This window comes from Rhodovulum sp. HP10, from assembly GCF_047553435.1.
Classification (GTDB): Bacteria; Pseudomonadota; Alphaproteobacteria; order Rhodobacterales; family Rhodobacteraceae; genus Rhodovulum.
In genome coordinates this window covers 3,935,355-3,959,737 of the sequence record NZ_CP180201.1, presented here as the reverse complement: position 1 = coordinate 3,959,737, position 24,383 = coordinate 3,935,355, and the positions used below count along the sequence as shown (strand labels likewise).

Sequence of the window (24,383 nt, the reverse complement as noted above, 5' to 3'; positions counted from 1 at the left end):
AACCCGTCAAAAGCCGTCGACCAAGGAGGAAAGACCCGACCATGCCCGACACCATGACAGAGACCGGCCAGACCGCCCCCGATTTCACCCTGCCCCGGGACGAGGGCGACCCCGTCACGCTTTCGGCGCAGCGCCCGGCACCGGTCGTTCTTTATTTCTACCCGAAGGATGACACGTCGGGCTGCACGAAGGAAGCCATCGCCTTCTCGGGATTGCTGGCCGAGTTCGAGGCCGCAGGGGCGCGCGTCTTCGGCATTTCGAAGGACAGCCTCGCCAGGCACGGCAAGTTCCGCAGCAAGCACGAGCTGAGCGTGCCGCTCCTGTCGGACGCCGAGGGCGATGTCTGCGAGCGCTACGGCGTCTGGGTCGAGAAATCCATGTACGGCAAGCGCTACATGGGGATCGAACGCGCCACGGTCCTGATCGACGGCACCGGCCGGATCGCGCGGATCTGGCGCAAGGTGAAGGTGCCGGGCCATGCCGAGGAGGTTCTCGAGGCGGTCCGCGCCCTCTGAGCAGGCCCGGCTGAACAGGGCCCTCCGAACGGGGCCGTCAAAACAGGTCAGCTCGCAAATTCCGGCCCCGCCGGGCAGGTCGCGTTCCCGGATCGTTCGCCCGGAACCGACCCTGTGGCGGAGATGCCATAGATGCAAACTCCGTGCGTCAATCGGCGAAATTTCGCCGATTGACGCCTGCTTTTCGCCCAAAACACTGAAAAAGGCTTAAAATCCTTGCGGCAGAGCGGGGCTCTGGGTAGGAACGGGCCGAGGCGTCCCCTCTGCGGAGCGTCTGAACCGGACCCAAAACGGGCAGATGAGGCAGACATTGACGGCGCGTTTCCTTCACCGCATCGATGTGGCGCTCGGGCGCTACCTTCCTGAAAAAAGACTCTTCCTGCGGTCGGACCAAAGCACGCGCTTCGTCCGGCTTTCTCCGCTGACCCAGGCCACGGCGCTGTCGGGCACCACGGCGCTTGTCGCCTGGACCATGGTAGCTAGCTCGATCCTTCTGATCGACCAGGTCGGTTCGGGGAACATCCGCGACCAGGCACGCCGCGAGCAGGCGCTTTACGACAGCCGCCTGAACGCCATCGCAGCCGAGCGCGACCGCCGCGCCGAGGCCGTCCGCCAGGCGCAGGACCGCTTCAACCTCGCGCTCGACGAGGTCTCGAAGATGCAGTCCGCGCTGCTGGCCTCGGAAGAGCGGCGCCGCGAGCTTGAAACCGGGATGACGGTCCTGCAGGCGACGCTGCGCCGGACCCTGACCGAACGCGATGCCGCTGAAAACCGCAGCGTCGAACTTGCGGCACAGCTGGCGGGCGAGACCGCCCCCGCCGACGGGCCGAGCCCGGCCGATATCCAGCAAACGCTGGGCTTTCTCACCGCCGCGCTCGACCGGACCTCGGCCGAACGCGACAAGGTCGCCGAGGACGCCGCCTCGGCCTATGAGATGGTCCAGGCCATCGCCTATGAGCGCGAGCTCGATGCCGAGCGCAACGACCAGATCTTCACCTCGCTCGAAGAGGCGCTGACGGTCTCGATGACGCCGCTCGACAAGATGTTCAAGGCGGCCGGGCTGAACACCAAGAGCATCCTCAACCGCGTGCGTCAGGGCTATTCCGGCATCGGCGGCCCGCTGACGCCCCTGTCGGTCTCGAGCAAGGGCAACGCCACCGAGCTGTCGCCCGACGAGATCCGCGCCCGCGCGATCATGGGCCGGCTCGACGAGATCAACATGTATCGCATTGCCGCCGAGAAGCTGCCTTTCGCGCAACCCCTGAAATCGGGCTACCGGCTGACCAGCCCGTTCGGCCGGCGCACCCATCCCACCCTCGGCGGCAGTCGCATGCATGAGGGCACCGACATGGCCTCGGCCTATGGCACGCCGATCTATTCCACCGCGGATGGTGTCGTGGTCAAGGCGCAATGGGTGTCGGGCTATGGCCGCATGGTCGAGATCCGGCACGAATTCGGCATCGTCACCCGCTACGGTCACATGTCGAAGATCAGGGTCCAGGCCGGTCAAAGGGTCTCGCGCGGGGACCGGATCGGTGATATGGGAAGTTCCGGACGGTCGACCGGCACCCATCTGCATTACGAGGTGCGCGTCGACGGGAAACCCGTGAACCCGATGACCTATATCAAGGCAGCCAGAAATGTTTTCTAAGAGCAGGATCAACGAGCCCGGGCCCAAGGCCGGCGAGGCCGAGAAGGCAAAGGCATTCGAGACGACCTCGGTCCCCCGGTCCGGCGACGCGCCCATCCCCTCTGCGCCGCGGGCCAAGCCGCCCGCCTCCATGCTGTCTTCCGATCTCGTCGTCACCGGCAACCTCAAGACCACCGGAGACATCCAGATCGAGGGCACGATCGATGGCGACATCTCGGCCCATCTGCTGACCGTGGGCGAGAATGCAACCGTCCGTGGCGAGGTGGTGGCCGATGACGTCGTGATCAACGGCCGGGTGATCGGTCGGGTGCGCGGGCTGAAGGTGCGCCTGACCTCGACCGCCCGGGTCGAGGGCGACATCATCCACAAGACCATCGCGATCGAAAGCGGCGCGCATTTCGAAGGCTCGGTGCAGCGCCAGGACGATCCGCTGAACAGCGGCAAGCGGGCCCAGCAGGCCCCGGCCGCCGCTCAACCGCAGCAGGCACGGCCGCAGCAGGGCGGTGCGGCGGCGACCGGCTCCGCCAAACCCGCCGAGGGCGCGCCGAAGGCCTGAGGAAAGACGAGCTCCGGGGAGGAGGTTTCAAGGCCCCGTGCCGCCCCTTGAACGGGATGGGCGGGGCCTTGATCACGGATCCCCGAAGCGCCGGTAACGGAAATACGCGAAGGCCGCCCTCAGGGGCGGCCTTCTCTGTCTCAAGCCTTCACTATCTCTGGCTTCAGGTGTCCGAGGCGGCCGATGCGGCGCTTCGATGACGCAGATGAAGAAGCGGATAGGGCCGCCCCTGCCCGTCCAGGGCCGAACGGCCGGTCTTCTCGAATCCTCTCGCCTCGTAGAAGGCCAGCGCACGCCGGTTGGCTTCGTTCACATCGGTGGTGAGCCCGGGATGCGCCTTCAGAGCAAAGCGGATCAGGGCCGAGCCGATGCCCCGGCCATGGCAGGCCGGATCGACGAAAAGCGCCTCCATATGCCCCTCATGCAGAAGCATGAAGCCCTGGGGGACATCCGCATCGTCGACCGCCACACAGAGCGGCACCGTCGGAAGGAAGACGGCAAGCTCGCGCTCGATGGCGGCGCGGTCCTCCGGGGTCAGGAACTCATGGGTGGCATCGACGGCGCGGCGCCAGATGTCGATGACGCGAGGCATGTCCTTGGGTGTCGAGGGGCGCAAATTTTCCATGCCCGCCTCCTAGCAGACGCCGAACGCCCCCGCCATCGCCTTTCCCGCAACGAAAACCCCCGCCGCGGCTGCGCGCCGGGCGGGGGCAATGGCGGTCGGGCCCGAGGGCCCGGGGCCGATCAGGCCTTGGACAGGCGCTCGGCCACGTTTTCCCAGTTGACCAGCTTTTCGAGGAAGTTGGTCAGGTAGGCCGGGCGCTTGTTGCGGAAGTCGATATAGTAGGAATGCTCCCACACGTCGCAGCCCAGAAGCGCGGTCTGGCCGAAGCAGAGCGGGTTCACGCCATTCTCGGTCTTGGTGACCTTAAGCGTGCCGTCGGTATCGACCACCAGCCAGGCCCAGCCCGAGCCGAACTGGCCGGCACCGGCGGCAGCGAAGTCTTCCTTGAACTTCTCGACCGTGCCGAAGGCATCCTTGATGCGGGAGGCAAGCTCGGAGGGCATGGCCACCGGCTTCGGCGACATCATTTCCCAGAACTGGCTGTGGTTCCAGTGTTGCGAGGCGTTGTTGAAGACGCCCGACTGGGCGACCGCGCCGCTCTGATAGGTGCCCTTTACGATGTCTTCGACCGATTTCGAGGCCCATTCGGTGCCTTCGATCAGCTTGTTGCCGTTATCGACATAGGCCTTGTGGTGAATATCGTGATGATATTCCAGCGTTTCCTTCGACATGCCGCTTTCGGCCAAGGCGTCATGAGCATAAGGCAGGGCGGGGAGTTCGAAAGCCATTGAAGACCTCCTTCTTGGTTAACAAACTGCGTCACTTTGGCCTAGATGGAGGTCGCGGACGGCGAACGTCAACCCCCCGCCGGGAAATACCCGACAGACGGCGCAGCGGCGGCCGCCGCAAGAAGGTCATGAACATATACGGCCACCGACCGGAAACAGATCACTCCGAACCGATCGGGGCTTTCGCACCAGATCGCCGCGGAAACCTGACCCAGGCGGCTGCGGCGGAACCGGCCCGGCCCAAAGGCCCCGGGGGCAAGATCGACGGGGGTGAGCCGGGCCAGTACCTCGCGCCCGGCGGGGCCGTGAAGCCGGAACAGGGCGCGCGCATCCGACATGTCGGCCAGCGTCGCATGACGGCCCTTGAGCGCCCGGCCGATCGTGTTCATGGTGCGCGCGACCTCGGCATAGGGCACGAACAGCAACAACTCGTCCGGCGCCATCCAGGCCAGCCCCCGCTCGCCCTCGACACTTCCTTCCAGCGGCCCCGGCAGGTCGATGCCGGTCACGCCGGTCGCGGCATTGCGGATCTTCGCATCGGTCAGATCGCCCTTGAGTGCGATCATGCCCTGCAGCGGCTGTTCGACGATACGGACCAGCCCGTCGATGCGGGCGCTCCCCAGCGCGGTCACGGGTTCAGACATGCTGTTTCTCCCCGTCCGGGTCGTAGAAGACCGGGCTGACGATCCGCGCCCGAACCGTGCGGCCATCGGCGCAGGTGAAGTCGATCTCCTCGCCCATGCGCTCGGGCCCGTGGCGGACCAGCCCCAGCGCGATACCGCGTTTCAGCGTCGGCGAGTAATAGCTCGAGGTCACCCGCCCTTGCGTGTTGCGCTGGCCATTGGCCGTGCGCCCGGAGGCCGCGGCATAGACCCCGTCGGGCAGGACCGAACCGTCCAGCGTCTCGAGCCCGACGAGCTTCCAGCGCTCGGGATCCGTCATGTGGCTGCGGTCCTGCGCGCGCTTGCCGACGAAGTCGTCCTTCTTCTTCGACACCGCCCAGTCGAGCCCCAGATCCTGCGGAATGACCGTGCCGTCGCTTTCGTCGCCGATCATAATGAAGCCCTTTTCGGCCCTCAGCACATGCAGCGCCTCGGTGCCGTAGGGCCTGATCCCCAGATCGGCCCCGGCCGCCAGGCAAGCCTCCCAGAAGGCCAGCCCCTGCCCGGCCCGGACCGCGACCTCGAAGCTGAGTTCGCCCGAGAAGGAGATCCGGTAGATCCGGACCGGAAAGCCGCCAAGGTCGCCCTCGGTCCAGGCCATGAAGGGCAGCGCCTCCTTCGACAGATCCATCCCGCCCAGACGCTCCAGCACCTCGCGCGCCTTCGGGCCCGCGACCGCGATCTGGGCGAACTGCTCGGTCTGGTTCACGACATGGACCTTGAGGTCCCACCATTCGGTCTGCAGCCATTCCTCCATGTGATGATGCACATGATCGGCCCCGCCAGAGGTGGTGTGGCACAGGAAGCTGTCCTCGGACAGCCGCACCACCACGCCGTCATCCATCAAAAAGCCGTTTTCCGAGCACATCAGCCCGTAGCGGCAGCGCCCGACCTTCAGGCTCGAAATCATGTTCGTGTAGACCCGGTCGAGGAAGCGCCCGGCATCGGGGCCCTTGACGAGGATCTTGCCCAGCGTCGAGGCATCGAGCAGCCCCACCGCCTCGCGCACCGCGCGAATTTCGCGCCGTACCGCCTTGTCATGGCTCTCACCTTTCGCCGGGTAGCAATAGGGGCGGCGCCACAGGCCGACAGGTTCGAAATGCGCGCCCTTCTCCTCGTGCCAGCCCTGCAGCGGCGTGCGCCGTTCGGGCTGGAAGGTGGCGCCGATCCCGGGCCCGGCAATGGCACCGAAGGTCAGGGGTGTATAGGGCGGGCGGAAAGTGGTGGTGCCGACGGCCGGTATATCCTCACCCAATGCCTCAGCAAGAACCGCCAGACCGTTGACATTGCTCATTTTCCCCTGATCCGTCGCCATCCCGAGCGTGGTATAGCGCTTGGTATGCTCGACGCTTTCATAGCCCTCGTGCGCGGCCAATTGCACATCCGAGACCTTCACGTCGTTCTGGTAATCGAGGAACATCTTCATCCGCAGCTCGGGCCCGGCCCGGCGCGGCAGCATCCAGGCGGGCTCGACCGGCTGCTGCTCGGGGGCGGTGGCGACCGCGTCGACCGGCTCGGCGTCGAAGCCTGCGGCCAAGGCCGCCGCCGCCCCGGCCCGGCCCGCGTCAAGCTGACAGCGCTTGGCCAGAAGCGCGCCATTGGCGGTGCCCGCGGCATGAACGAAGGTCTTGCCGTCATGGGATTTCGGCGCGCGGTCCGCATCGGGGCGGAAACTGGCCTGCTTGGGGTCCCAGAACAGCTTGCCCCCCGCCTGCGACCACAGATGCACTGCGGGCGACCAGCCGCCCGACATCGCCACCGCGTCGCAGGCGATGCGGTCGGTCGGATAGCCCTTGCCATCGACCGGGCCGATACCGACCGAGCGCACCCTTTTGCCGCCCGCCACATCGACCACGGTCATGCCGGTCCGCACCGGGATCCCGGCCTTGCGGGCGATCTCGGGCAGCGGACCCGTCGCCTCGGCGCGGGTGTCGAGGATCGCGGGCACCTCGAGCCCCGCCTCGAGCAGACACAGCGCGGTGCGATAGGCATCGTCATTATTGGTCAGCACCACGGTCCGCCGTCCGGCCGCCACCGCCCAGTTCTCGACATAGTCGCGCATGGCCGAGGCCAGCATCACCCCGGGCAGGTCATTGCCGGGGAAGGCCAGAGGCCGTTCGATGGCGCCTGCGGCAACGATCACCTGCCTGGTGCGGATCTTCCAGAGCCGATGCCGCGGGCCTGCACCGCCGGGGGCGTGGTCGCTCAGCCGCTCATGGGCCAGCGCGAAGCCGTGATCGTAGATCCCGGCGCCCTGACAGCGCAGCCGGAGCGTGACATTGGGCAGCCGCTCAAGCGCCGCGACGGTGTCGGAGACCCAGTTCTCGGCCGGATGGCCCTCGATCTCGACCCCGTCCACGGTCGCGCGCCCGCCCCAATGCGGGCTCTGCTCGACCAGCAGCACCCGCGCGCGCGCCCGTCCCGCGACCAGCGCCGCCTGCAACCCGGCGACACCGCCGCCCACGATCAGCACATCGGTATGAACATGGAAATGCTCGTAGCTGTCGGGATCGGGCTCGGAAGGCGCCCGGCCCAGCCCGGCCGAGCGGCGGATCAGCGGCTCGTAGACATGTTCCCAGAAGGCCGCAGGCCTCAGGAAGGTCTTGTAGTAGAAGCCCGCGGGCAGGAAGCGCGCAAGTCGGCTGTTGATCGCGCCGATATCGAAGGCGAGCGAGGGAAAGCGGTTCTGGCTTTCGGCCTCGAGCCCGTCGAACAGCTCGGTCGTGGTCGCGCGCTGGTTCGGCTCGAACCGGCCGCCGCTGCCCAGGCCCACCAGGGCGTTCGGCTCCTCGGCGCCCGAGGCGACGATGCCGCGCGGGCGGTGATACTTGAAGGACCGGCCGACCAGCATCCGGTCATTGGCCAGAAGCGCCGAGGCCAGCGTATCGCCCGCAAAGCCCTCGCACCCGGCCCCGTCGAAGGTAAAGCCAAGCCGCGTACGGCGGTCGATCAGGCGGCCGCCCGAAGGAAGACGAAAGCTCATGCCCGGCCCTCCCAGACAAAGCCCGGCACCCGGACGGCAATCCTGTCGAGAAGCTCGCGCGGCGGCTCGGGGGTCTGGGCGGGATAGGTGCCGTAGACCTCCAGCGTCACCGTGTTGCGCGCGGCATGGAACCACTTGCCGCACCCATGGGCATGGCGCCAGCGCTCGAAGTGAACGCCCCTGGGGTTCCTGCGGTGGAACAGATAGGCCTCGAAGGCCGCCTCATCCGCACCGGGGCCGACGCGCGCGATATGCGCTTCGCCGCCCGGGGCAAGTTCGGTTTCCTCTGCGGTCGCGCCGCAGCAGGGACAAGTCAGGACAAGCATCGCGCCCCCTCGGTCCGGTTCATGAGATGACGGACGGGGGCGCGGTGGACGGCCCCCGGCTTATTCGTCGGGAAGCGGGAAGACCTGAGCGTGCTGGCTGCCGCTTCCGGCATAGTAGACATGGGCGCCCACGACGGCGAGGAACAGCGGGAACAGAACCCCGCCCACCAGAGCGATCCACTTGACGGCGGATGCGGGCACCAGGACGTCGTCGTTCGAGGTATGGTCAGACATGCGCGGCTCTCCGATTTGCGTTTGGCGCAACTTATGCAAACCACGCCACGGGTCAAGACGACCAAAGGCCCGGAGCGCCTTTCTGCGACACCGCGGCTCAGGTCCGAAAGGCCCCGCGCACGCCCGCCGACGGGGCGCAAAGGCGGCGCCGGGCGGCCTGCGGCGGCCCGGCTGCGGCCGGACACCGTCGCGGTCGCGGCGCCGTCGCTGCGCGAACCCGGTGTCAATGCGCCACCCCGGCGGCGACGCTTTCATCGACGAAACGGCCCCTGGCGAAGCGGTCGAGCCCGAATTCGGCCGAAAGCGGCCCCGGCGCGCCTTTCGCCACCAGCTCGGCCATCGCCCAGCCCGAGCCCGGGATCGCCTTGAACCCGCCCGTGCCCCAGCCGCAATTGATGAAGCAGTTGCCCAGGGGCGTGGTCGAGAGGATCGGCGAACGGTCGCCGGTCATGTCGACGATGCCGCCCCATTGCCGCAGCATCTTCAGCCGCGAGATGATCGGGAAGGTCTCGATCAGGGCGCGGATCGTGTCCTCGACATGCTGGAAGCTGCCGCGCTGAGTGTAATTGTTGAACCCGTCGGCGCCGCCCCCGATCACCAGTTCGCCCTTGTCGGACTGGCTCATGTAGCCATGCACGGTATTGGCCATGACGACGGTGTCGATCACCGGCTTGATCGGCTCCGAGACCAGCGCCTGCAGCGCCACCGACTCGATCGGCAGCCGGAAGCCCGCCATCTCGGCCAGCACCCCCGAATGCCCCGCCACGACGATCGCAAGCTTGCCGCAGCCGATCTCGCCCTTCGTGGTGGCGACGCCCGTGACCTTGCCCGCCTTTTGCCGGATCGCCGTCACCTCGCATTGTTGCAGGATATCCATCCCCATCGCCGAACAGGCCCGCGCATAGCCCCAGGCGACGGCATCGTGGCGCGCGGTGCCGCCGCGCTTCTGCCAGAGCCCGCCCAGCACCGGATAGCGCGGTCCGTCGATATTGATGATCGGCACGATCTCCTTTACGCGCTTGGCATCGACATATTCGGTCGCGATCCCCTGCAGCACATTGGCCGCCGCGGTGCGCTTCCAGCCCCGGGCCTCGTGCTCGGACTGGGCCAGCATCAGGACGCCGCGCGGGCTGAACATGACGTTGTAGTTCAGATCCTGGCTGAGCCCCTCATAAAGCCCGCGCGCCTTCTCGAAGATCGCGGCCGAGGGGTCCTGCAGGTAATTCGAGCGGATGATGGTGGTGTTGCGGCCGGTATTGCCGCCACCAAGCCAGCCCTTTTCGATCACCGCGACATTTCGCACGCCGTGGTTCCTGCCCAGGTAATAGGCGGTGGCGAGCCCGTGCCCGCCGGCGCCCACCACGATCACGTCATAGCGGGCCTTCGGCTCGGGCGAGGTCCAGGCCCGTTCCCAGCCCGCGTGGTAGCTGGCGGCCTCACGGGCGATGGCGAAGGCGGAATAGCGTTTCATGGCCACGGGCGACTCCCCTTGGTTTGGCGGGCGGCTCAGACCCGTTTAAGCACCCTGCTCCGGTGTCCCCCTGCCCGCCAGCGGCATGCCATCAAAAGAACGCGACACCGGGCCGGGCGCAAGGGGCCGGAACGCTTTGGCCTTTCGAAACCGGGCAAGGCATACTAGATCGGGCGGGCAGGCAGAGAGAGGGCAGCACTCCCATGACCTTTATCGTCGTCGCCATCGGCATGGCCGCCGTGATCGCCGCGGTTCTGACGCTGACGCTGATCCGGGGCCGCCGCGGCGACGAACCGGCCGCCGCCTACGATCTGCGCGTCTATCGCGACCAGCTCGGCGAGGTCGAGCGCGATCTCGGCCGCGGCGTCATCACCGAGGACGAGGCCGCGCGCATCCGCACCGAGGTGTCGCGCCGGGTGCTGGAGGCCGACCGCAAGCTGGCCCGGCAATCCGGCTCGGGCCAGGCGCCGAAGGCGCTGAGCCTGGCCGCGGGCATCGCGGTTCTGGCGGTGCTGCTGGGCGGAACCTGGATCACCTACAGCGCCAATGGCGCCCCGGGCTATGCCGATCAGCCGCTGACACTGCGCAAGGCCGAAGCGGCCGATTACCGGGCGAGCCGCATGAGCCAGGCCGAGGCCGAGGAGCAGGCGCCGCCGATGCCCGGCCTGCCCACCCCCGATGCCGAGCATCTGGAGCTTGTGAAGAAGCTCCGCGAGGTCGTCGCCCAACGCGGCGACGATCTGCAGGGGCTGGTGCTGCTGGCCCATAACGAAGCCGCGCTGGGCAATTTCAGGGCGGCCTACGAGGCTCAGGCCCGGGTCATCGCGCTCAAGGGCAAGGCCGCCACCGCCGCCGATTACGCAACCGAGGCCGACATGATGGTGCTGGCCGCCTCGGGCTATGTCTCGCCCGCAGCCGAGACCGCGCTGGAACAGGCGCTGAACCGCAATCCGCAGAACGGCACCGCGCTGTACTACTGGGGCCTCATGCATATCCAGACCGGGCGGCCCGACATCGCCTTCCGGGTCTGGCGCGAGCTTCTGAACGTGTCGCATGCGGGCGATCCCTGGCTGCCCATCGTGCGCGAGCAGATGTCGAACCTCGCCTGGTATGCGGGCGACGAGCGCTACCAGCTGCCGCCGATGCCGGCCGAGCCCGGCGCCCCCGGGTCTGCCTCCGGTCCCAGCGCCGAGGATATCGAAGCCGCCGCCGAGATGACGCCCGAGGCCCGGGACGAGATGATCCGGGGCATGGTCGCGCGGCTCTCGGCCCGGATGGCCGATCAGGGCGGCAGCCCCGAGGACTGGGCCCGGCTGATCGGGGCGCTTGGCGTGCTGGGCGACAGCGAGCAGGCCGGAGCGATCTGGGCCGAGGCGCGCCAGACCTTCGCCGCCGATCCCGAGGCGCTGGCCACGATCCGGGCCGCCGCGCAGCAGGCGGGTGTCGCCGAGTGAGCGTTCACGACAGCCTCGAGGAATTCGCCGCCGCACTGCGGGCGCCCACCGCGCTGATCGGGCTCGATTTCGGCGAGAAGACCATCGGCGTCGCGGTCTCGGATCCGTTCTGGTCGATTGCCACCCCGCTCGAGACCGTCCGCCGCAAGAAATTCACGCTGGATGCCGGCCGGGTGCTGGAGATCGCGGCCGGCCGCAACGCGGGCGGCATCGTGCTGGGCCTGCCGCGCAACATGGACGGGACCGAGGGTCCGCGCTGCCAGTCGACCCGCGCCTTCGCCCGCAACCTGTCGCGGCTGACCGAGCTGCCGATCGGCTTCTGGGACGAGCGGCTCTCGACGGTCGCAGCCGAGCGCGCGCTGCTTGAAGCGGATACATCCCGCCGACGCCGGGCCGAGGTCATTGACCATGTGGCGGCGGGATATATCCTTCAGGGTCTGATCGACAGATTACGGAACCTGACCGCGACGCCATGACTGACGACGATACCGCTCCGATCGAGACGCCCTGCGTCCGCACCTGCCGCGTGGACTGGGAAAGCCGCCTCTGCGTGGGCTGCCTGCGCAGCATGGAGGAGATCGGCCTCTGGGGCAGCATGAGCCCGTCCGAACGTCGCCGGATCATGGCCGAACTGCCCGCGCGCCGCGACCGCATCAGCCCCGAGGCCGAAGCGGGCCTCCCGCGCCGGAAACGCGGCTGAGCGCGGAGGGCGCCCCGCCCTCTGTCAGTCTTCGGTCAGTATAAGTGGCAAAGCAAAACCGACTTTTGTGTCGCTTCACTGACCCGGTTCACGGCGCTCCGCATGAAGGACAGACAGGGGAGAAGCTGTCATTCGTGAAGAATGCAGCGAACGGCAGGAACGAGCCCAACTTACAGAATTTCTGCAAAGCGATTAAGGTCCGCTCTACCTGGCAATGGAAAAGGCCAACCAGTAATGAAGCATTCATGGGTCACAGGTCTCTGGCTCTTGGGAACTGCAACAACTCTCACATCATGCGGCTTTGATGGCGATGAACTTCGAGAGTACCTGCCGCTGGAAGTCGCAGACGCACCCTCCATCTATAACGAACGGGATATCTTGTTCTGTGCGGTATCCGTCTACCAACTCGCAAACGATACCCAGAATACAGATGTGCCGTTTTCAAGGCCAAATCGTTCAACGACTGATTGGTTGCAACTTCCGCTAGAAGGAAAAGTGCACTACGGCTCTTTCTCGGCCCAAGCATTGTTTGACGGCAATGAGTGCTTTGATCGCAAAGCCCAAAATATCATAGGATTGCGGAAGCTTTCAGAATACTACTCATCGGAGCGGCAAGGCTTCTTCATCGAAATACGACATGATCTGATCTTGGTGCATGATACAGAACGCAACCTGATCATCATTTCCAGCCGCGCTCGCTAGCAAGTTTGGCGAAGCCGACTTTGGTGCAACCGCAGCGAAAACTCACTTTGTACCGCATTGCTGACCACCGCGGGGATCGCCGCGACGGTCTGGATTGGGTCGGAATTTCTTGGCACTCAGGTCGGAGTTGCCAGAGCCCACCGGCAGGATTCAGAAAATTCGTCGGGCGCAGTCGGAAATGCGCGGCATTCGACAGTCAGTCCTCAGCCTGCGCCTCGGCCCGGCTCTTGCCCGACACTTTCAGCGCCAGCGTGGCGGCCATGAACTGGCCGAGATCGCCGTCCAGCACCCCTTGCGTGTCCGAGGTCTCGACCCCGGTGCGCAGGTCCTTCACCATCTGATAGGGTTGCAGCACGTAGGAGCGGATCTGGTTGCCCCAGCCGGCATCGCCCTTGGCCTCGTGCTGGGCGTTGATCTCGGCATTGCGCTTGTCGAGCTCCAGCTGATACAGGCGCGATTTCAGCGCCTTCATGGCGATGTCGCGGTTCTGGTGCTGGGATTTCTCGGAGCTGGTCACGACGATGCCGGTCGGCATGTGGGTGATCCGCACCGCCGAGTCGGTGGTGTTGACGTGCTGCCCGCCCGCGCCCGAGGACCGGTAGGTATCGATCCGGATGTCAGAAGGGTTCACCTCGATCTCGATATTGTCGTCGACCACCGGATAGACCCAGACCGACGAGAAGGAGGTATGCCGCCGTGCCGCCGAATCATAGGGCGAGATCCGCACCAGCCGGTGCACGCCCGATTCCGATTTCAGCCAGCCATAGGCATTGCGGCCGGTGATCTTGTAGGTGGCGGACTTGATCCCCGCCTCCTCGCCCGCGCTTTCCGATTGCAGCTCGACATCATAGCCCTGCTTCTCGGCCCAGCGGACATACATCCGCGCCAGCATAGAGGCCCAGTCGCAGCTCTCGGTGCCGCCCGCGCCCGAATTGATCTCGAGGAAGGTGTCATTGGCATCGGCCTCGCCGTCGAGCAACGCCTCGAGTTCCTTCGCCGCGGCGGTCTCGCGCAGCGCCTTCAGCGCGGTCTCGGCCTCCTTGACCACCTCATGATCATCCTCAGCCTCGCCGAGCTCGATCAGCTCGATATTGTCCTCGAGATCCTGCCGGATGCCCTTGTAGGTCTCGATCGCATCGACCAGCGCCTGACGCTCGCGCATCAGCTTCTGCGCGCGTTCGGGATCGTTCCACAGCTCGGGATCCTCGGCCATGGCATTGAATTCTTCCAGCCGGTGCTGGGCGGTCTCCCAGTCCAGACGCTGGGCCAGAAGCCCCAGCGACTTGCGGATGTCCTCGACGGTATTCTGCGCCTCTGCACGCATCGGGCGAAGCCTCGCTGATAAACTGTCAGGTCGGGGTCATATCCCGAGGGGCCGGGACGGGCAAGCGGGCGAGACCGGAAAGCGTCCCCGGCACCCCAGCCGCCCGGTCAGTAAAGCCCGCCCGAGGACAGCGTGCCGAAATTCGCCTTCGGCCCCACCACCGCCTTGCGCCCGGTCGAGGTGGTGACCTCTTCCGAAGGCGCATCCTCGTAGCTTTCCTCTTCGCCGCGCCCGAAGAGCGGCAGGTTCGAGCCCATGGCGAAGCCGCCATCGATCATCGCGCCGATGCCGAAGACCGGCTCTTCGCCCGCGCGGAAATATTCCGCCACCACATTCTCGCCGCTGGCATCGTCGGCCAGCCGTTCGCCGGTATAGCGGTCGATCTTGATGAAGCGCCCACCCGGCGGCACCTTGAACGGCCCGCCGCCATATTTGGCGGTGGCGACCTTCATGAACTCGTTGAAGACCGGCGCGCACATGGTGCCGCCATAGCCGCCACGTCCCAGTCCGCGCGGCCGGTCGAATCCCATGTAGCAGCCCGCCACGATGTTCGAGGTGAAGCCCACGAACCAGACATCGCGCGAGTCATTGGTGGTGCCGGTCTTGCCCGCGGTCGGCACGCCCAGATTGACGCGCCCCGCCGCAGTGCCGCGCTCGACGACGCCCCGCATCATCGAGGTCAGCTGATAGGCGGTGATGGCATTCATCACCCGCTCGCGATCCGAGACGATGGTGGGCCCCTGCCCTTCGGGGATCGAGACCGCGCCGCAATCGGTGCAGATGCGGCTGTCATGGCGGTAGATGGTGCGGCCCTGCCGGTCCTGCACCCGGTCGACCAGCGTCGGCTCGACCCGCTCGCCGCCATTGGCGAACATCGCATAGGCCGCCACCATCCGGTAAAGCGTGGTCTCCTGGCTTCCGAGCGAATTGGCCAGATAGGGCTCGAGCCGGTCATAGACGCCGAATTTCTCGGCATAGCGGGCGACGATATCCATGCCGACCTCGCGGGCGAGGCGCACCGTCATCAGGTTGCGCGAGCGCTCGATCCCGGTCCGGAGCGGGGTCGGACCGTAATACCTGTTCGAGGAGTTCTTGGGCCGCCAGATCGCACCGCCGCCGGTATCGACCTCGATCGGCGCATCGATCACGATCGTCGCCGGGGTGAAGCCGCTGTCCAGCGCCGCGGCATAGACGAAGGGCTTGAAGGACGAGCCGGGCTGACGCGTCGCCTGGGTCGCGCGGTTGAACACCGAAGCCTGGTAGGAGAACCCGCCCTGCATCGCCAGCACCCGGCCGGTATTGACGTCCATCGCCACGAACCCGCCCTGGATCTCGGGCACCTGGCGCAGGCTCCAGCGGATGAAGCCGCCATCCTCGCCGGTCACGCGGCGCACCAGCACCACGTCGCCGACCTTGAAATTGTCGTGGAAATCGCCGCGCAGCCAGTCGATATCCTTGCGCGGCACCAGCGCGGGCCCGTCCTCGACGCCCTCGATCCCAAGCCGCATCTGCTGGTCCTCGACCGTCAGCACCACCGCCGGCAGCCATTGCCCGTCAAGCCGGATGTCGCGCGGCACATCGGACGCCGCCAGCGCGGCGCGCCAGTGCTCTTCGGTATCGAGCTCGGCCGGATCGATTTCCTTGCCGGTGCCGCGCCAGACGCCGCGGCTGCGGTCGTATTTCTCGAGCCCCCGGCGCAGCGCCTCGGCGGCCTCTTCCTGCAGCTCGGGATCGAGCGTCGCCCGGATCGTCAGGCCGCCGCCGAAGAATTCCTCCTGACCGAAGTTCAGGCTCAGCTGGCGGCGGATCTCGTCGGTGAAATAGTCGCGCGGCGGCAGGCTGGCACTGAAGGGCGGATAATCGCCGTTCTGCACCGTCCTGAGGGGTGCGGCCAGCGCCGCCTGATAGACCGCATCGTCGAGATAGCCGTTATCATGCATCTCGTGCAGCACGTAGTTGCGCCGCCCGACCGCGGCATCGTGGTTGCGCACAGGATGATAATTCGAGGGCGCCTTGGGCAGCGCCGCCAGATAGGCCGCCTCTTCGGGCGCAAGCTCGCTCAGCGTCTTGTCGAAATAGGTCTGGGCCGCAGCGGCCACGCCATAGGAATTCTGCCCGAGGAAGATCTCGTTGAGATAAAGCTCGAGGATCTGGTCCTTCGACAGCGTCTCCTCGATCCGGGTGGCGAGGATCAGCTCCTTGATCTTGCGCTCGCCGGTGCGCTCGCCGCCCAGCAGGAAGTTCTTCATCACCTGCTGGGTGATGGTCGAGGCGCCCCTGAGGTTGCGGCCGCGGCTTTTCACGGCATCGAACAGCGCGGCGGCCATGCCGCGCGCGTCAAAGCCGTGATGGGTATAGAAATTCTTGTCCTCGGCCGAGATGAAGGCCTGCTTGACCAGATCGGGGATCTCGGCGGCGGGCACGAACAATCGCCGCTCCTCGGCGAATTCGTCGATCAGCCGCCCCTCGCCGGAATAGATCCGGCTGATGGTCTTGGGCTGGTAGCTGGCCAGATCCTCGTGGTCGGGAAGATCGCGGGCATACATCCAGAACACCGCGCCGATCATCAGCACGGCCGCCGCGACGCCCAGTGTTGCGAAGGAAAAGAGCGCCCCGAGAAGGGACAGAAAGAACCGGATCACCCGCGCGTGCCTCTGTGCCGTTGTCCGCCCTCTATAAGGCTTCGGGCCGGGCGGGTCAAAACGAAGAACCCCGGATCGGCGGGTCCGGACGCTTCGGTGCGGTCACATCGGCGGGAGCGGCCGGCCCCGAGGGCGCCCCCGGTCGGACAGACCCGGCTCAGCGCGCCATCGCCGCCGCCATCCCCGGTTCGGGAAAGCAGGTTGCGGCACGGCCCGAGGCCTCCTGCCAGCGACCGATCTCGCGCCGGGTCTTGTAGCCCGGCAGCCCGTCGACCCCGCCGACATCGCGGCCGCGGGCCTCCAGCCGGCGCTGGATCGCGACGATCCCGGAACGCTCGATCCCCTTGAGCGGGGCCCAGCCCCGGACGAAGGCGCCCGAGCCGAAGGCGATCCGGTCGCCCAGATGGCCGACATGAAGCGCGTAGAGATCGCTCATGTTATAGGCCTTGAGCACGTAGAAATTGGGCGTGACCAGAAAGGCCGGGCCATGCCGCCCGGCAGGCATCATCAGAAAGCCCTCGCCCCGGCGCTCATGGTCGGGAAAGGCGCGGCCCGAGACCCGGGTCACGCCCAGCGCCTCCCATTCGGCGATGCTGCGGCCCCGGTCTGGACCTTCCAGCGTGCAGGACACCCGCGCGGGCAGCCGCACCTCGAAGCCCCAGTCACGCCCAGCGACCCAGCCATGCCGCCCCAGATAGCTGGCGATCGAGGCAATGGTGTCGGGGCGCGAGCGCCAGATATCGGCCCGCCCGTCGCCATCGCCGTCCACGGCATGGGCCAGATAGGAGGAGGGCATGAATTGCGGCTGCCCCATCGCCCCGGCCCAGCTGCTTTTCATAAGATCGCGCGGCACCGGAGCGGCCTCGGCGATCCGCAGCGCCGCGACCAGCTCGTCAGTGAAATAATCGGCACGCGGGCTCATGAAGCCGCGCGTGGCCAGCACGCGGAACAGATCGTGCCGGATCGGCGCCCGGCCATAGGCGCTTTCGCGACTCCAGACCGCCAGCACGATCCGCGCGGGCACGCCCGTGGCCCGCTCGGCCGCGGCAAGAGCAGAGGCCTCGCGCGCCGCCATAAGCCGACCCTCCGCAGCGGCGGCCCGCAGTCCCGCCTCGGCGAAATAGGCGCCCGGCGCGCCGAATTCGGCCTGATGCTGCGGCCCCGGGCGCGTGCCGGGCGGCACCAGCCCCGGCAGATCCCAGTCGGGCCGGAGCCCCCCGAGCGCGGCATCGAAGGTCGGGCGCGAGACGCCCGCAGCCCTGGCCCTCGGCCAGACCGTGCCACCGAGCCAGTCGCGGAACTGCGCCTCGATCGCCGCCCGGTCGACCGGTTGAGCCATCGCTGGCGAAGGCGGCAGGCCGGCGCAGATCACCAGCAGCAGCAGAAGAAGGACGGCAAGGCGGCGGCGGACGGACATCGGGGCTCCTTTCTGTCCTGTGCCTGGATCTGTCGGCAGCGGTATCGGCGGCACCGGGCGCAAGGTCCCGGCAGGCTGCTCAGCGGCGCAGGAGCGCCGCGGCGGCGGCATCGGCCTCGGCCCAGCCGCGCAAGGCCTCGACAATTCCCGCCGCCGCCCGCGCACGCCATTCGGGCGAGATCAGCCGCGCCCGGTCGTCGGGCGAGGACAGGAAGCCCGTCTCGATCAGCACCGAGGGAATGTCGGGGGATTTCAGCACCGAGAAGGCCGCCGACATATGCGGGGTCTTGTAGAGCTGTCCGACATGGCCGCGCAGCCCGGCGACGATGGCCTCGGCCAGCCGTTCCGAGCGGGGCTGGGTATCGGTGCGGGCCAGATCCATCAGCACCCCCGCGATCACGTCATCCTTGTCGCTGAGATCGACCCCGGCCAGCAGCGCGTCGCGGTCATGGCGCTCGGCCAGCCTGGCCGAGGCACTGTCGCTCGCGGTCTCGGACAGGGTGTAGACGGTGGCGCCCGAGGCATAGCCATCGGCCAGCGCATCGGCATGCAGCGACAGGAACACATCAGCCCGGGCGGCGCGGGCGATGTCGATCCGGGTTTCCAGCGGCACGAAGATATCGGCATTGCGGGTCAGGACCGGCTCGATCCCGGCACGGGCCAGCGCCTCGGCCAGTTCCCGGCCGAAGGTCAGCATCAGATCGGCCTCGCGGATCCCCGCACTCTCGGCGCCCGGATCGATACCGCCATGGCCCGGATCGATCACGACCCGAAGCGCCCGGCTGCCATCATGGCGGCGCGGCGGCGGCGCCAGCTTCTCGGGCTCGGGCAACCCCCAGAGCGCGGTCTGCGCAGGCGGGCGCGCCGCGCCCTCGGTCCCGGCCGCGGTCGGGGCCAGTTGCAGCGCAAGCCGCGCGCGGCCGGTTGCCGGATCGCGCGGCATCTCGGCAAAGACCAGTGCCATCGGCGCCGACAGCTCCAGCACCAGCCGCGACCAGCCCGGACGGATCGCACCCGCCCGCGCGGCCCGCACCCGCTTGCTGCCGGTCAGCGCGCCCGGATCGCTGCCACGCCAGTCGACCTCGCGGAAATCCACCACCAGCCGGGGCGGCGCCTCGAGCGTGAAGACGCGGTAGGGCACGGGCTGGCTGAGACCCAGCGAAAGCGCGACGCCGCCGCCCCGCAGATCCTCAAGCGACGAGGCCGAGAGATCGGGCCGGGCCAGCGCCGTCAGCAGCTCGGCGCCAAGCGCACCGGCAAAGCCGGACCCAAGTCCGACCCAGAGCGCCACCCAGAACGCTGCCGCCGCGCGAAGAAGGACTGAAACTGCCTGCATGCCTGCCCGCCCGATCCGGTTTTGCGCCAGCATAAGACAGGGCACGGACCGATGTCACGCCCGCGGCGCCGGGCTCAGAACCCGGCGGCCTTGCGCAGCATGTTGCCCGCGACGAAGATCAGGAAGACCGCGAAGACCCGCTTGAGCGGCTTGGGATCCATCGCATGGGCCAGCCGGACGCCCAGCGGGGTGGTGATCAGCGTCATCGCGATGATGACCAGGAAGGCCGGGATGTTGACCGCGCCCAGGGTGAAGGGCGGGCGCGCGCCATCGGGGATCTGCACGAAGAAGAAGCCCAGAACCGAGGGCACGGCGATGAGAACGCCAAAGCCCGACGCGGTCGCCACCGCGCGGTGGATCGGCGCGCCATGAAGCGTCATCAGCGGCACCCCGAAGCTGCCGCCGCCAATGCCCATCAGCACCGACAGGAAACCCACGACCGGCGACAGGACCGCCCGCCTGAGACCGCGGGGCATGCTGTCGCCCAGCCGCCAGTCATTGCGACCGAAGGCCATGTAAAGCCCGACCGCCATCGCCAGCCCGCCGAAGATGCCCTGCAGCACGACCGAGCGCAGCGCCGCCGCGACCAGCACCCCGATCACCGCGCCAAGCGCGATGCCGGGCGCCCAGCCCTTCAGCACCTGCCAGTCGACCGCTTCCTTCTTGGCATGCGACAACACCGAGCGGGTCGAGGTGACGATGATCGTGGCCAGCGAGGTCGCAAGACAGATCTGCATCAGATAGGCGCTGTCATAACCGAGCGCCTGGAAGGCATAGAAGAAGGCCGTGACCAGAACGATGCCGCCGCCCACGCCCAGAAGCCCCGCCAGCACTCCCGCGATCGCGCCGATGCTCAGCAAAAGCGCCAGCATCCACAGAAGCGTCACAGTATCGGGCATCGGAAACTCTCCTCGGGTCCGCGGCCCCCTCGGCCGATCCTCGGGGCCCGAAGACCCTTAGCCGAGCCAGGTCGCGAGGACCAGTGCCCCCGCGCGCCGCGGCCGCCCGCCATCCCGGTCGATCTTCAGGCAGATGTCAGGCCGCCCGCGGCAGCGCGTCGAGCGCGGCGTCCAGCACCTCGAGCCCGGCCCCCTGCCCGGCCGCGCCCTCCGACAGCACCCGGCGCCAGGCGCGTGCCCCGGGCGCCCCCGCAAACAGCCCCAGCATGTGCCGGGTGACATTGTGCAGCCGCCCCCCCGCCGCCAGGTGCCGGGCGATATAGGGGCGCATCTCCAGGGCCACCTGCCGCGCGCTCTTGCGGCCGGGCTGCCCGAAGATCTCCTCGTCGGCACCCAGCAGGATCGCGGCCGGGTCGTGATAGGCCGCACGCCCGATCATCACCCCGTCGAGCCCCTCGGCCAGCAGGGCCTGCGCCTCGGCCAGCGAGGCGACGCCGCCATTGACCGAGACATGCATCGCCGGGAAAGCCCGCTTCATCTCGGTCACCAGCCCGTAATCGAGCGGCGGCACATCGCGGTTCTGCTTCGGGCTCAGCCCCTGCAGCCAGGCCTTGCGGGCATGGATGGTGACCCGCGTCACCCCCGTCCCTGCGACCGTTTCCAGAAAGGCGGGCAGCACCTCGCGCGGTTCCTGATCGTCGACCCCGATCCGGCATTTCACCGTGACCTCGACGCTTGCGACCGCCCGCATCGCCGCCAGGCAATCGGCCACGAGATCCGGGCTTTTCATCAGCACCGCCCCGAAAGCGCCCGACTGCACCTTGTCGGAGGGGCAGCCGACATTGAGATTGACCTCGTCATAGCCGGCCTCGCAACACAGCCGCGTGGCCTCGGCCAGCTCGCGCGGGTCCGAGCCCCCGAGCTGCACCGCCACCGGATGTTCCTCGGGATCGTGATCGAGCAGATGCAGCGCGCCGCCCCGAACGAGTGCAGGCGCCGTGACCATCTCGGTATAAAGCAGCGCCGAGCGGCTCATTAGCCGGTGGAAGTAGCGACAATGGCGGTCGGTCCAGTCCATCATAGGCGCAACGGACAGGCGGGAGGCCGTTGAAATATCTAGTTTTTTATTACTTTCCGTCACTTACAGGCACCTACAGTTCGTCTCGTTTCCGCTCATTATGGACCATATTCGTCGATTTTGACACTGGATTTGGTCCTGTGGACCAAATACAATTCCGTGGACCAAATGGGGAGACCGTCATGGGCTCGATCACCACACGCAAGCGCAAGGATGGAAGTCACAGTTACAGGGCACGTGTACGAGTGATGCGCGAGGGAACCGTCTATCACGAGACAAAGACTTTTGACAGACGCCCAGCTGCGACCACCTGGATAAAGAAGCGCGAGAAGGAGCTAGCAAAGCCTGGTGCCTTGGAAGGACTGAACGTATCCGACCCTCCGCTGTCCAAAGCGATCGAGCGCTACACTGAAGAGGCCGTAAAGGAAATCGGTCGCACGAAAGCGCAAGTCCTCAGGACCATCGCGACCTACCCAATCGCCGATCTGCCCTGCTCCACCATCAAGTCGAAGGATATCATCGAGTTCCTTCAGTCTCTGCCCGGACAACCTCAAACCGTCGGGAACTACGCCAGCCATCTCGCCTCCATATTCGCCATAGCACGGCCGATGTGGGACTTTCGGCTTGATGATCGGGAGATGAGAGACGCGATCACCGTCGCGCGCCGCATGGGGATCATCTCGCGTTCCGCGCAGCGGAACCGCAGACCCACCCTCGATGAACTCGACCGGTTGCTGGCCCATTTCATTGATCGGCGCCAAAGAACACCTCAGGCCATGCCCATACACAAGGTGATCGTGTTCGCTCTCTTCTCGACGCGCCGACAGGCAGAGATCACCCGCCTCACCTGGGATGACTTCCAGAAGGAGCACAAGCGCATCCTGGTCCGTGACATGAAGCATCCCGGCGAGAAGCTCGGAAACGATACCTGGGTCGATCTGCCCGAGGAGGCCATTCAGATCATAGACAGTATGTGCAAGAGCAAGGATGAGATATTTCCTTACTCTCCGGACGCGATCACGGCCAACTTCACCCGCGCCTGTAAGCTGCTCGGAATCGAGGATCTGCACTTCCACGATCTTCGCCACGAAGGCATTTCTCGGCTATTCGAGATGGGTTGGAACATTCCCCATGTCGCAGCCGTCAGTGGGCACAGGTCTTGGGTCAGCCTGAAGCGCTACACGCACATCCGGGAAACAGGCGACAAGTATGCGAGCTGGCCTGGACTGCAGCTCGCAATCGACAACACGTGATACGGCGACCCAAGCTTGACCTTCGCGCGACCGCTTTCGCTTTACCCACGAAGATAATGGAGAATGTGGACCGGAGAAGGCAATCTCCGCATCTACGAGGAAATCAAATCTTGGTAGGCGACACACCGAGTGCGCAGAAAGTGACATGCTCCCATTGACCGGATTCCCTGAAAAGCCCGCGTTTTGAAATTCGCCTGTCCGCCCTGAACTGGAAGATACGATCAACCTACGAACGCTTCTGGTGAGCTGGTCTGGCGCTTTATGTCCAAGCGACCTTGGCCTTCGGTCGACTTCGAAACAACAGCTCCCCAAATCATTCGTCCGGCATACCATGCCATTGGGATGGCACCGTGTGACCGCTTTCGACGAAACGGCGCTCGAAACCCTGCGCGACCTCCTCCACCGTTACCGCAGCGAATTGCGCCAGAAGCCGTGCCTCGGCCTCCGCCAGCGTCGCGTCGAGCCGCGCGTCGACCGCCTGCTCGACCAGACAGGGCGACGGGTCCGCCTGTGGCCCGATGTTGAACAGCGGCGGGTGGCCGACCGCCTCGTAGACGTCGCGCAAGCTGATCTCGGCCAGCGGGAAAGCGAGTTGCCAGCCACCGCCGTGGCCCTTTTCTGACGACACGATCCCCCGCTCGCGCAGCCCCGCCATCATCCGGCGCACCACCACGGCATTGGTCGAAATCATCTGCGCGATCTGTTCCGAGGTGGCACGCCCGACGTGCCGGTCCATGTGGATCAACACGTGCAACATGCGGGACATGCGAAGATCGCGCGCCATCGGGTTTCCCTTCCTTGCCTGTCCAGCCTCCTTAGCAGCACTCAAGTAACAATGAAAGTTTCGTGTCTTGAAAGGCGCGCGACGGATCACGTAACTCTTAATGATACATGTAAGGGAACACCATGGATCATGATGTCATCGTCATTGGCGGGAGTTTTGCCGGGCTCGCCGCCGCAATGCAGCTCGCCCGCGCCCGCAGACGCGCCTGCGTTCTCGACACCGGCGCCCCCCGCAACCGCTTTGCCGCCGCCTCGCACGGGTTCCCCGGGCAGGATGGGCGCGCCCCACAGGATATCCGCGCGACCCTTAGACACGAACTCTCGGCCTACCCCACTCTGTCCTTCCGGGACGGTGCCGGAGCGTCGGCTATGCGCGAGGGAGAGGGGTTTCGGGTGATACTGGCAGAGGGCGGAGACATCACCGCGCGGCGGCTGGTGCTGGCCTTCGGTGTCCGCGACAGCCTGCCCGACCTGCCGGGCGTGACCGAACGCTGGGGAAGCACCGTGCTGCATTGCCCCTATTGCCATGGCTACGAGCTGAACGGCGGGCAGGTCGGCGTTCTGGCGCGCGGCGAAGCGGCGCTGCATCAGGCGATGCTGCTGCCGGATTGGGGGCCGACCACGCTCTTTACGCAAGGCCTGCTCGCCCTCTCCGCAGATCAGCGGCAAAGCCTGGCCGACCGGAGGGTCACGGTCGAGGAAACGCCTGTCGTGGACCTGCTCGGCACCGCACCGGCGCTCGACGGGGTGCGCCTGGAGGACGGACGAGAGGTTGCGCTGGCGGGGCTGTTCCTGGCGCCCGACACCGCGCCCTCCTGCGATCTGGCAAGCGATCTTGGCTGTGCACTGACGGACGGCCCGACCGGCCCCTATGTGGCCGTCGACCCGATGCAGGCCACCAGCCAGCCCGGCGTCTTCGCCGCCGGCGACCTTGCCAGCCCCATGCCCAACGCCACGATCGCCGCGGCCTCGGGCGTGATGGCGGGCAGCGCCGCGCACCGCTCGCTGGTCTTCGACCCCGATCTGACCGCAACGCCCTGAAGG

23 protein-coding genes are annotated in these 24,383 nt (G+C 66.8%); 9 read left to right on the top strand and 14 right to left on the bottom strand.

The genetic code is table 11. The features are described from left to right. The first annotated feature begins 53 nt into the window (after positions 1–53). From ACK8CO_RS18585 to ACK8CO_RS18575, 3 genes are all read left to right on the top strand, one after another. Positions 54–515, top strand: a complete 462-nt coding sequence (locus tag ACK8CO_RS18585) for a peroxiredoxin (protein WP_414899045.1) — start codon at positions 54–56, stop codon at positions 513–515. Between the two features lie 310 nt (positions 516–825). Then, positions 826–2,166, top strand: a complete 1,341-nt coding sequence (locus tag ACK8CO_RS18580; RefSeq protein ID WP_414897606.1) for a DUF5930 domain-containing protein — start codon at positions 826–828, stop codon at positions 2,164–2,166. Further along, entirely contained in the window at positions 2,156–2,722 is a 567-nt protein-coding gene (locus ACK8CO_RS18575; RefSeq protein WP_080616486.1) for a bactofilin family protein, read from the top strand. Before ACK8CO_RS18580 ends, ACK8CO_RS18575 begins: the two co-directional genes overlap by 11 nt. Before the next feature lie 163 nt (positions 2,723–2,885). Here the strand turns inward: ACK8CO_RS18575 and ACK8CO_RS18570 are convergent, their stop codons facing one another. From ACK8CO_RS18570 to ACK8CO_RS18540, 7 genes are all read right to left on the bottom strand, one after another. Further along, positions 2,886–3,347, bottom strand: a complete 462-nt coding sequence (locus ACK8CO_RS18570) for an acetyltransferase (RefSeq protein ID WP_414897605.1) — start codon at positions 3,345–3,347, stop codon at positions 2,886–2,888. Between the two features lie 119 nt (positions 3,348–3,466). Then, positions 3,467–4,075 (bottom strand): superoxide dismutase, encoded by a 609-nt coding sequence (locus ACK8CO_RS18565; protein ID WP_414897604.1) that lies wholly within the window; start codon positions 4,073–4,075, stop codon positions 3,467–3,469. Positions 4,076–4,143: 68 nt separating this feature from the next. Continuing rightward, on the bottom strand, positions 4,144–4,719 hold the full coding sequence (locus tag ACK8CO_RS18560) for a sarcosine oxidase subunit gamma (protein WP_414897603.1): 576 nt from the start codon (positions 4,717–4,719) through the stop codon (positions 4,144–4,146). Then, a complete protein-coding gene (locus ACK8CO_RS18555; RefSeq protein ID WP_414897602.1) occupies positions 4,712–7,720 on the bottom strand; it encodes a sarcosine oxidase subunit alpha family protein in 3,009 nt (1,002 codons plus the stop codon). The genes ACK8CO_RS18560 and ACK8CO_RS18555 overlap by 8 nt, the downstream gene beginning before the upstream one ends. Next, positions 7,717–8,046: a sarcosine oxidase subunit delta gene (locus tag ACK8CO_RS18550; protein WP_080616491.1), complete on the bottom strand. Its 330-nt coding sequence runs from the start codon at positions 8,044–8,046 to the stop codon at positions 7,717–7,719. Before ACK8CO_RS18550 ends, ACK8CO_RS18555 begins: the two co-directional genes overlap by 4 nt. 60 nt (positions 8,047–8,106) lie before the next feature. Continuing rightward, a complete protein-coding gene (locus tag ACK8CO_RS18545) occupies positions 8,107–8,280 on the bottom strand; it encodes a hypothetical protein (protein ID WP_155774014.1) in 174 nt (57 codons plus the stop codon). 223 nt (positions 8,281–8,503) lie between these two features. Then, on the bottom strand, positions 8,504–9,751 hold the full coding sequence (locus tag ACK8CO_RS18540; protein WP_414897601.1) for a sarcosine oxidase subunit beta family protein: 1,248 nt from the start codon (positions 9,749–9,751) through the stop codon (positions 8,504–8,506). Positions 9,752–9,954: 203 nt separating this feature from the next. Here ACK8CO_RS18540 and ccmI point away from each other — a divergent pair, with 203 nt between their 5' ends. The 4 genes from ccmI to ACK8CO_RS18520 all read left to right on the top strand — a co-directional run bounded on the left by ccmI (position 9,955) and on the right by ACK8CO_RS18520 (position 12,607). Beyond that, positions 9,955–11,205: a c-type cytochrome biogenesis protein CcmI gene (ccmI, locus tag ACK8CO_RS18535; protein WP_080616493.1), complete on the top strand. Its 1,251-nt coding sequence runs from the start codon at positions 9,955–9,957 to the stop codon at positions 11,203–11,205. Beyond that, on the top strand, positions 11,202–11,681 hold the full coding sequence (gene ruvX / locus ACK8CO_RS18530) for a Holliday junction resolvase RuvX (RefSeq protein WP_080616494.1): 480 nt from the start codon (positions 11,202–11,204) through the stop codon (positions 11,679–11,681). The genes ccmI and ruvX overlap by 4 nt, the downstream gene beginning before the upstream one ends. Then, positions 11,678–11,905, top strand: coding sequence for a DUF1289 domain-containing protein (locus ACK8CO_RS18525; RefSeq protein WP_414897600.1), 228 nt, complete (start codon positions 11,678–11,680; stop codon positions 11,903–11,905). Before ruvX ends, ACK8CO_RS18525 begins: the two co-directional genes overlap by 4 nt. Positions 11,906–12,139: 234 nt before the next feature. Next, on the top strand, positions 12,140–12,607 hold the full coding sequence (locus ACK8CO_RS18520; RefSeq protein WP_146176334.1) for a hypothetical protein: 468 nt from the start codon (positions 12,140–12,142) through the stop codon (positions 12,605–12,607). 196 nt (positions 12,608–12,803) lie between these two features. On the opposite strand, the gene prfB is transcribed toward ACK8CO_RS18520, so the two are convergent. The 6 genes from prfB to dusA form a co-directional block, all read right to left on the bottom strand. Beyond that, positions 12,804–13,931 (bottom strand): peptide chain release factor 2, encoded by a 1,128-nt coding sequence (prfB, locus tag ACK8CO_RS18515; protein WP_414897599.1) that lies wholly within the window; start codon positions 13,929–13,931, stop codon positions 12,804–12,806. 107 nt (positions 13,932–14,038) lie between these two features. Next, positions 14,039–16,573, bottom strand: a complete 2,535-nt coding sequence (locus ACK8CO_RS18510; protein ID WP_414897598.1) for a penicillin-binding protein 1A — start codon at positions 16,571–16,573, stop codon at positions 14,039–14,041. 157 nt (positions 16,574–16,730) lie between these two features. Beyond that, entirely contained in the window at positions 16,731–17,990 is a 1,260-nt protein-coding gene (locus tag ACK8CO_RS18505) for a lytic murein transglycosylase (protein WP_414897597.1), read from the bottom strand. Between the two features lie 79 nt (positions 17,991–18,069). After that, positions 18,070–19,326, bottom strand: a complete 1,257-nt coding sequence (locus ACK8CO_RS18500; protein WP_414897596.1) for an N-acetylmuramoyl-L-alanine amidase — start codon at positions 19,324–19,326, stop codon at positions 18,070–18,072. Positions 19,327–19,400: 74 nt separating this feature from the next. Next, positions 19,401–20,225: a sulfite exporter TauE/SafE family protein gene (locus ACK8CO_RS18495; RefSeq protein WP_414897595.1), complete on the bottom strand. Its 825-nt coding sequence runs from the start codon at positions 20,223–20,225 to the stop codon at positions 19,401–19,403. A gap of 136 nt (positions 20,226–20,361) precedes the next feature. Next, entirely contained in the window at positions 20,362–21,366 is a 1,005-nt protein-coding gene (dusA, locus tag ACK8CO_RS18490; RefSeq protein ID WP_414897594.1) for a tRNA dihydrouridine(20/20a) synthase DusA, read from the bottom strand. Between the two features lie 119 nt (positions 21,367–21,485). Between dusA and ACK8CO_RS18485 the strand changes: the two genes are divergently transcribed. Continuing rightward, complete coding sequence (locus ACK8CO_RS18485) at positions 21,486–22,556, top strand: tyrosine-type recombinase/integrase (protein WP_414897593.1); 1,071 nt, start codon at positions 21,486–21,488, stop codon at positions 22,554–22,556. Positions 22,557–22,869: 313 nt separating this feature from the next. Here the strand turns inward: ACK8CO_RS18485 and ACK8CO_RS18480 are convergent, their stop codons facing one another. Then, positions 22,870–23,340: an RrF2 family transcriptional regulator gene (locus ACK8CO_RS18480; protein WP_414897592.1), complete on the bottom strand. Its 471-nt coding sequence runs from the start codon at positions 23,338–23,340 to the stop codon at positions 22,870–22,872. Between the two features lie 122 nt (positions 23,341–23,462). Here ACK8CO_RS18480 and ACK8CO_RS18475 point away from each other — a divergent pair, with 122 nt between their 5' ends. Beyond that, the gene (locus ACK8CO_RS18475) at positions 23,463–24,380 is read left to right on the top strand and encodes an NAD(P)/FAD-dependent oxidoreductase (protein ID WP_414897591.1); all 918 of its coding nucleotides are present in this window, start codon (positions 23,463–23,465) and stop codon (positions 24,378–24,380) included. The last annotated feature ends 3 nt before the right edge of the window (positions 24,381–24,383 follow it).

Excerpts from the sequence above, each read along its gene's own strand:
- ACK8CO_RS18585 (WP_414899045.1), top strand. The coding sequence starts at position 54 with ATGACAGAGACCGGCCAGACCGCCCCCGATTTCACCCTGCCCCGGGAC.
- ACK8CO_RS18575 (WP_080616486.1), top strand. The coding sequence starts at position 2,156 with ATGTTTTCTAAGAGCAGGATCAACGAGCCCGGGCCCAAGGCCGGCGAG.
- ACK8CO_RS18570 (WP_414897605.1), bottom strand. The coding sequence starts at position 3,347 with ATGGAAAATTTGCGCCCCTCGACACCCAAGGACATGCCTCGCGTCATC.
- ACK8CO_RS18565 (WP_414897604.1), bottom strand. The coding sequence starts at position 4,075 with ATGGCTTTCGAACTCCCCGCCCTGCCTTATGCTCATGACGCCTTGGCC.
- ACK8CO_RS18560 (WP_414897603.1), bottom strand. The coding sequence starts at position 4,719 with ATGTCTGAACCCGTGACCGCGCTGGGGAGCGCCCGCATCGACGGGCTG.
- ACK8CO_RS18555 (WP_414897602.1), bottom strand. The coding sequence starts at position 7,720 with ATGAGCTTTCGTCTTCCTTCGGGCGGCCGCCTGATCGACCGCCGTACG.
- ACK8CO_RS18550 (WP_080616491.1), bottom strand. The coding sequence starts at position 8,046 with ATGCTTGTCCTGACTTGTCCCTGCTGCGGCGCGACCGCAGAGGAAACC.
- ACK8CO_RS18545 (WP_155774014.1), bottom strand. The coding sequence starts at position 8,280 with ATGTCTGACCATACCTCGAACGACGACGTCCTGGTGCCCGCATCCGCC.
- ACK8CO_RS18540 (WP_414897601.1), bottom strand. The coding sequence starts at position 9,751 with ATGAAACGCTATTCCGCCTTCGCCATCGCCCGTGAGGCCGCCAGCTAC.
- ccmI (WP_080616493.1), top strand. The coding sequence starts at position 9,955 with ATGACCTTTATCGTCGTCGCCATCGGCATGGCCGCCGTGATCGCCGCG.
- ACK8CO_RS18525 (WP_414897600.1), top strand. The coding sequence starts at position 11,678 with ATGACTGACGACGATACCGCTCCGATCGAGACGCCCTGCGTCCGCACC.
- ACK8CO_RS18520 (WP_146176334.1), top strand. The coding sequence starts at position 12,140 with ATGAAGCATTCATGGGTCACAGGTCTCTGGCTCTTGGGAACTGCAACA.
- prfB (WP_414897599.1), bottom strand. The coding sequence starts at position 13,931 with ATGCGTGCAGAGGCGCAGAATACCGTCGAGGACATCCGCAAGTCGCTG.
- ACK8CO_RS18505 (WP_414897597.1), bottom strand. The coding sequence starts at position 17,990 with ATGTCCGTCCGCCGCCGCCTTGCCGTCCTTCTTCTGCTGCTGCTGGTG.
- ACK8CO_RS18500 (WP_414897596.1), bottom strand. The coding sequence starts at position 19,326 with ATGCAGGCAGTTTCAGTCCTTCTTCGCGCGGCGGCAGCGTTCTGGGTG.
- ACK8CO_RS18495 (WP_414897595.1), bottom strand. The coding sequence starts at position 20,225 with ATGCCCGATACTGTGACGCTTCTGTGGATGCTGGCGCTTTTGCTGAGC.
- ACK8CO_RS18485 (WP_414897593.1), top strand. The coding sequence starts at position 21,486 with ATGGGCTCGATCACCACACGCAAGCGCAAGGATGGAAGTCACAGTTAC.
- ACK8CO_RS18480 (WP_414897592.1), bottom strand. The coding sequence starts at position 23,340 with ATGGCGCGCGATCTTCGCATGTCCCGCATGTTGCACGTGTTGATCCAC.
- ACK8CO_RS18475 (WP_414897591.1), top strand. The coding sequence starts at position 23,463 with ATGGATCATGATGTCATCGTCATTGGCGGGAGTTTTGCCGGGCTCGCC.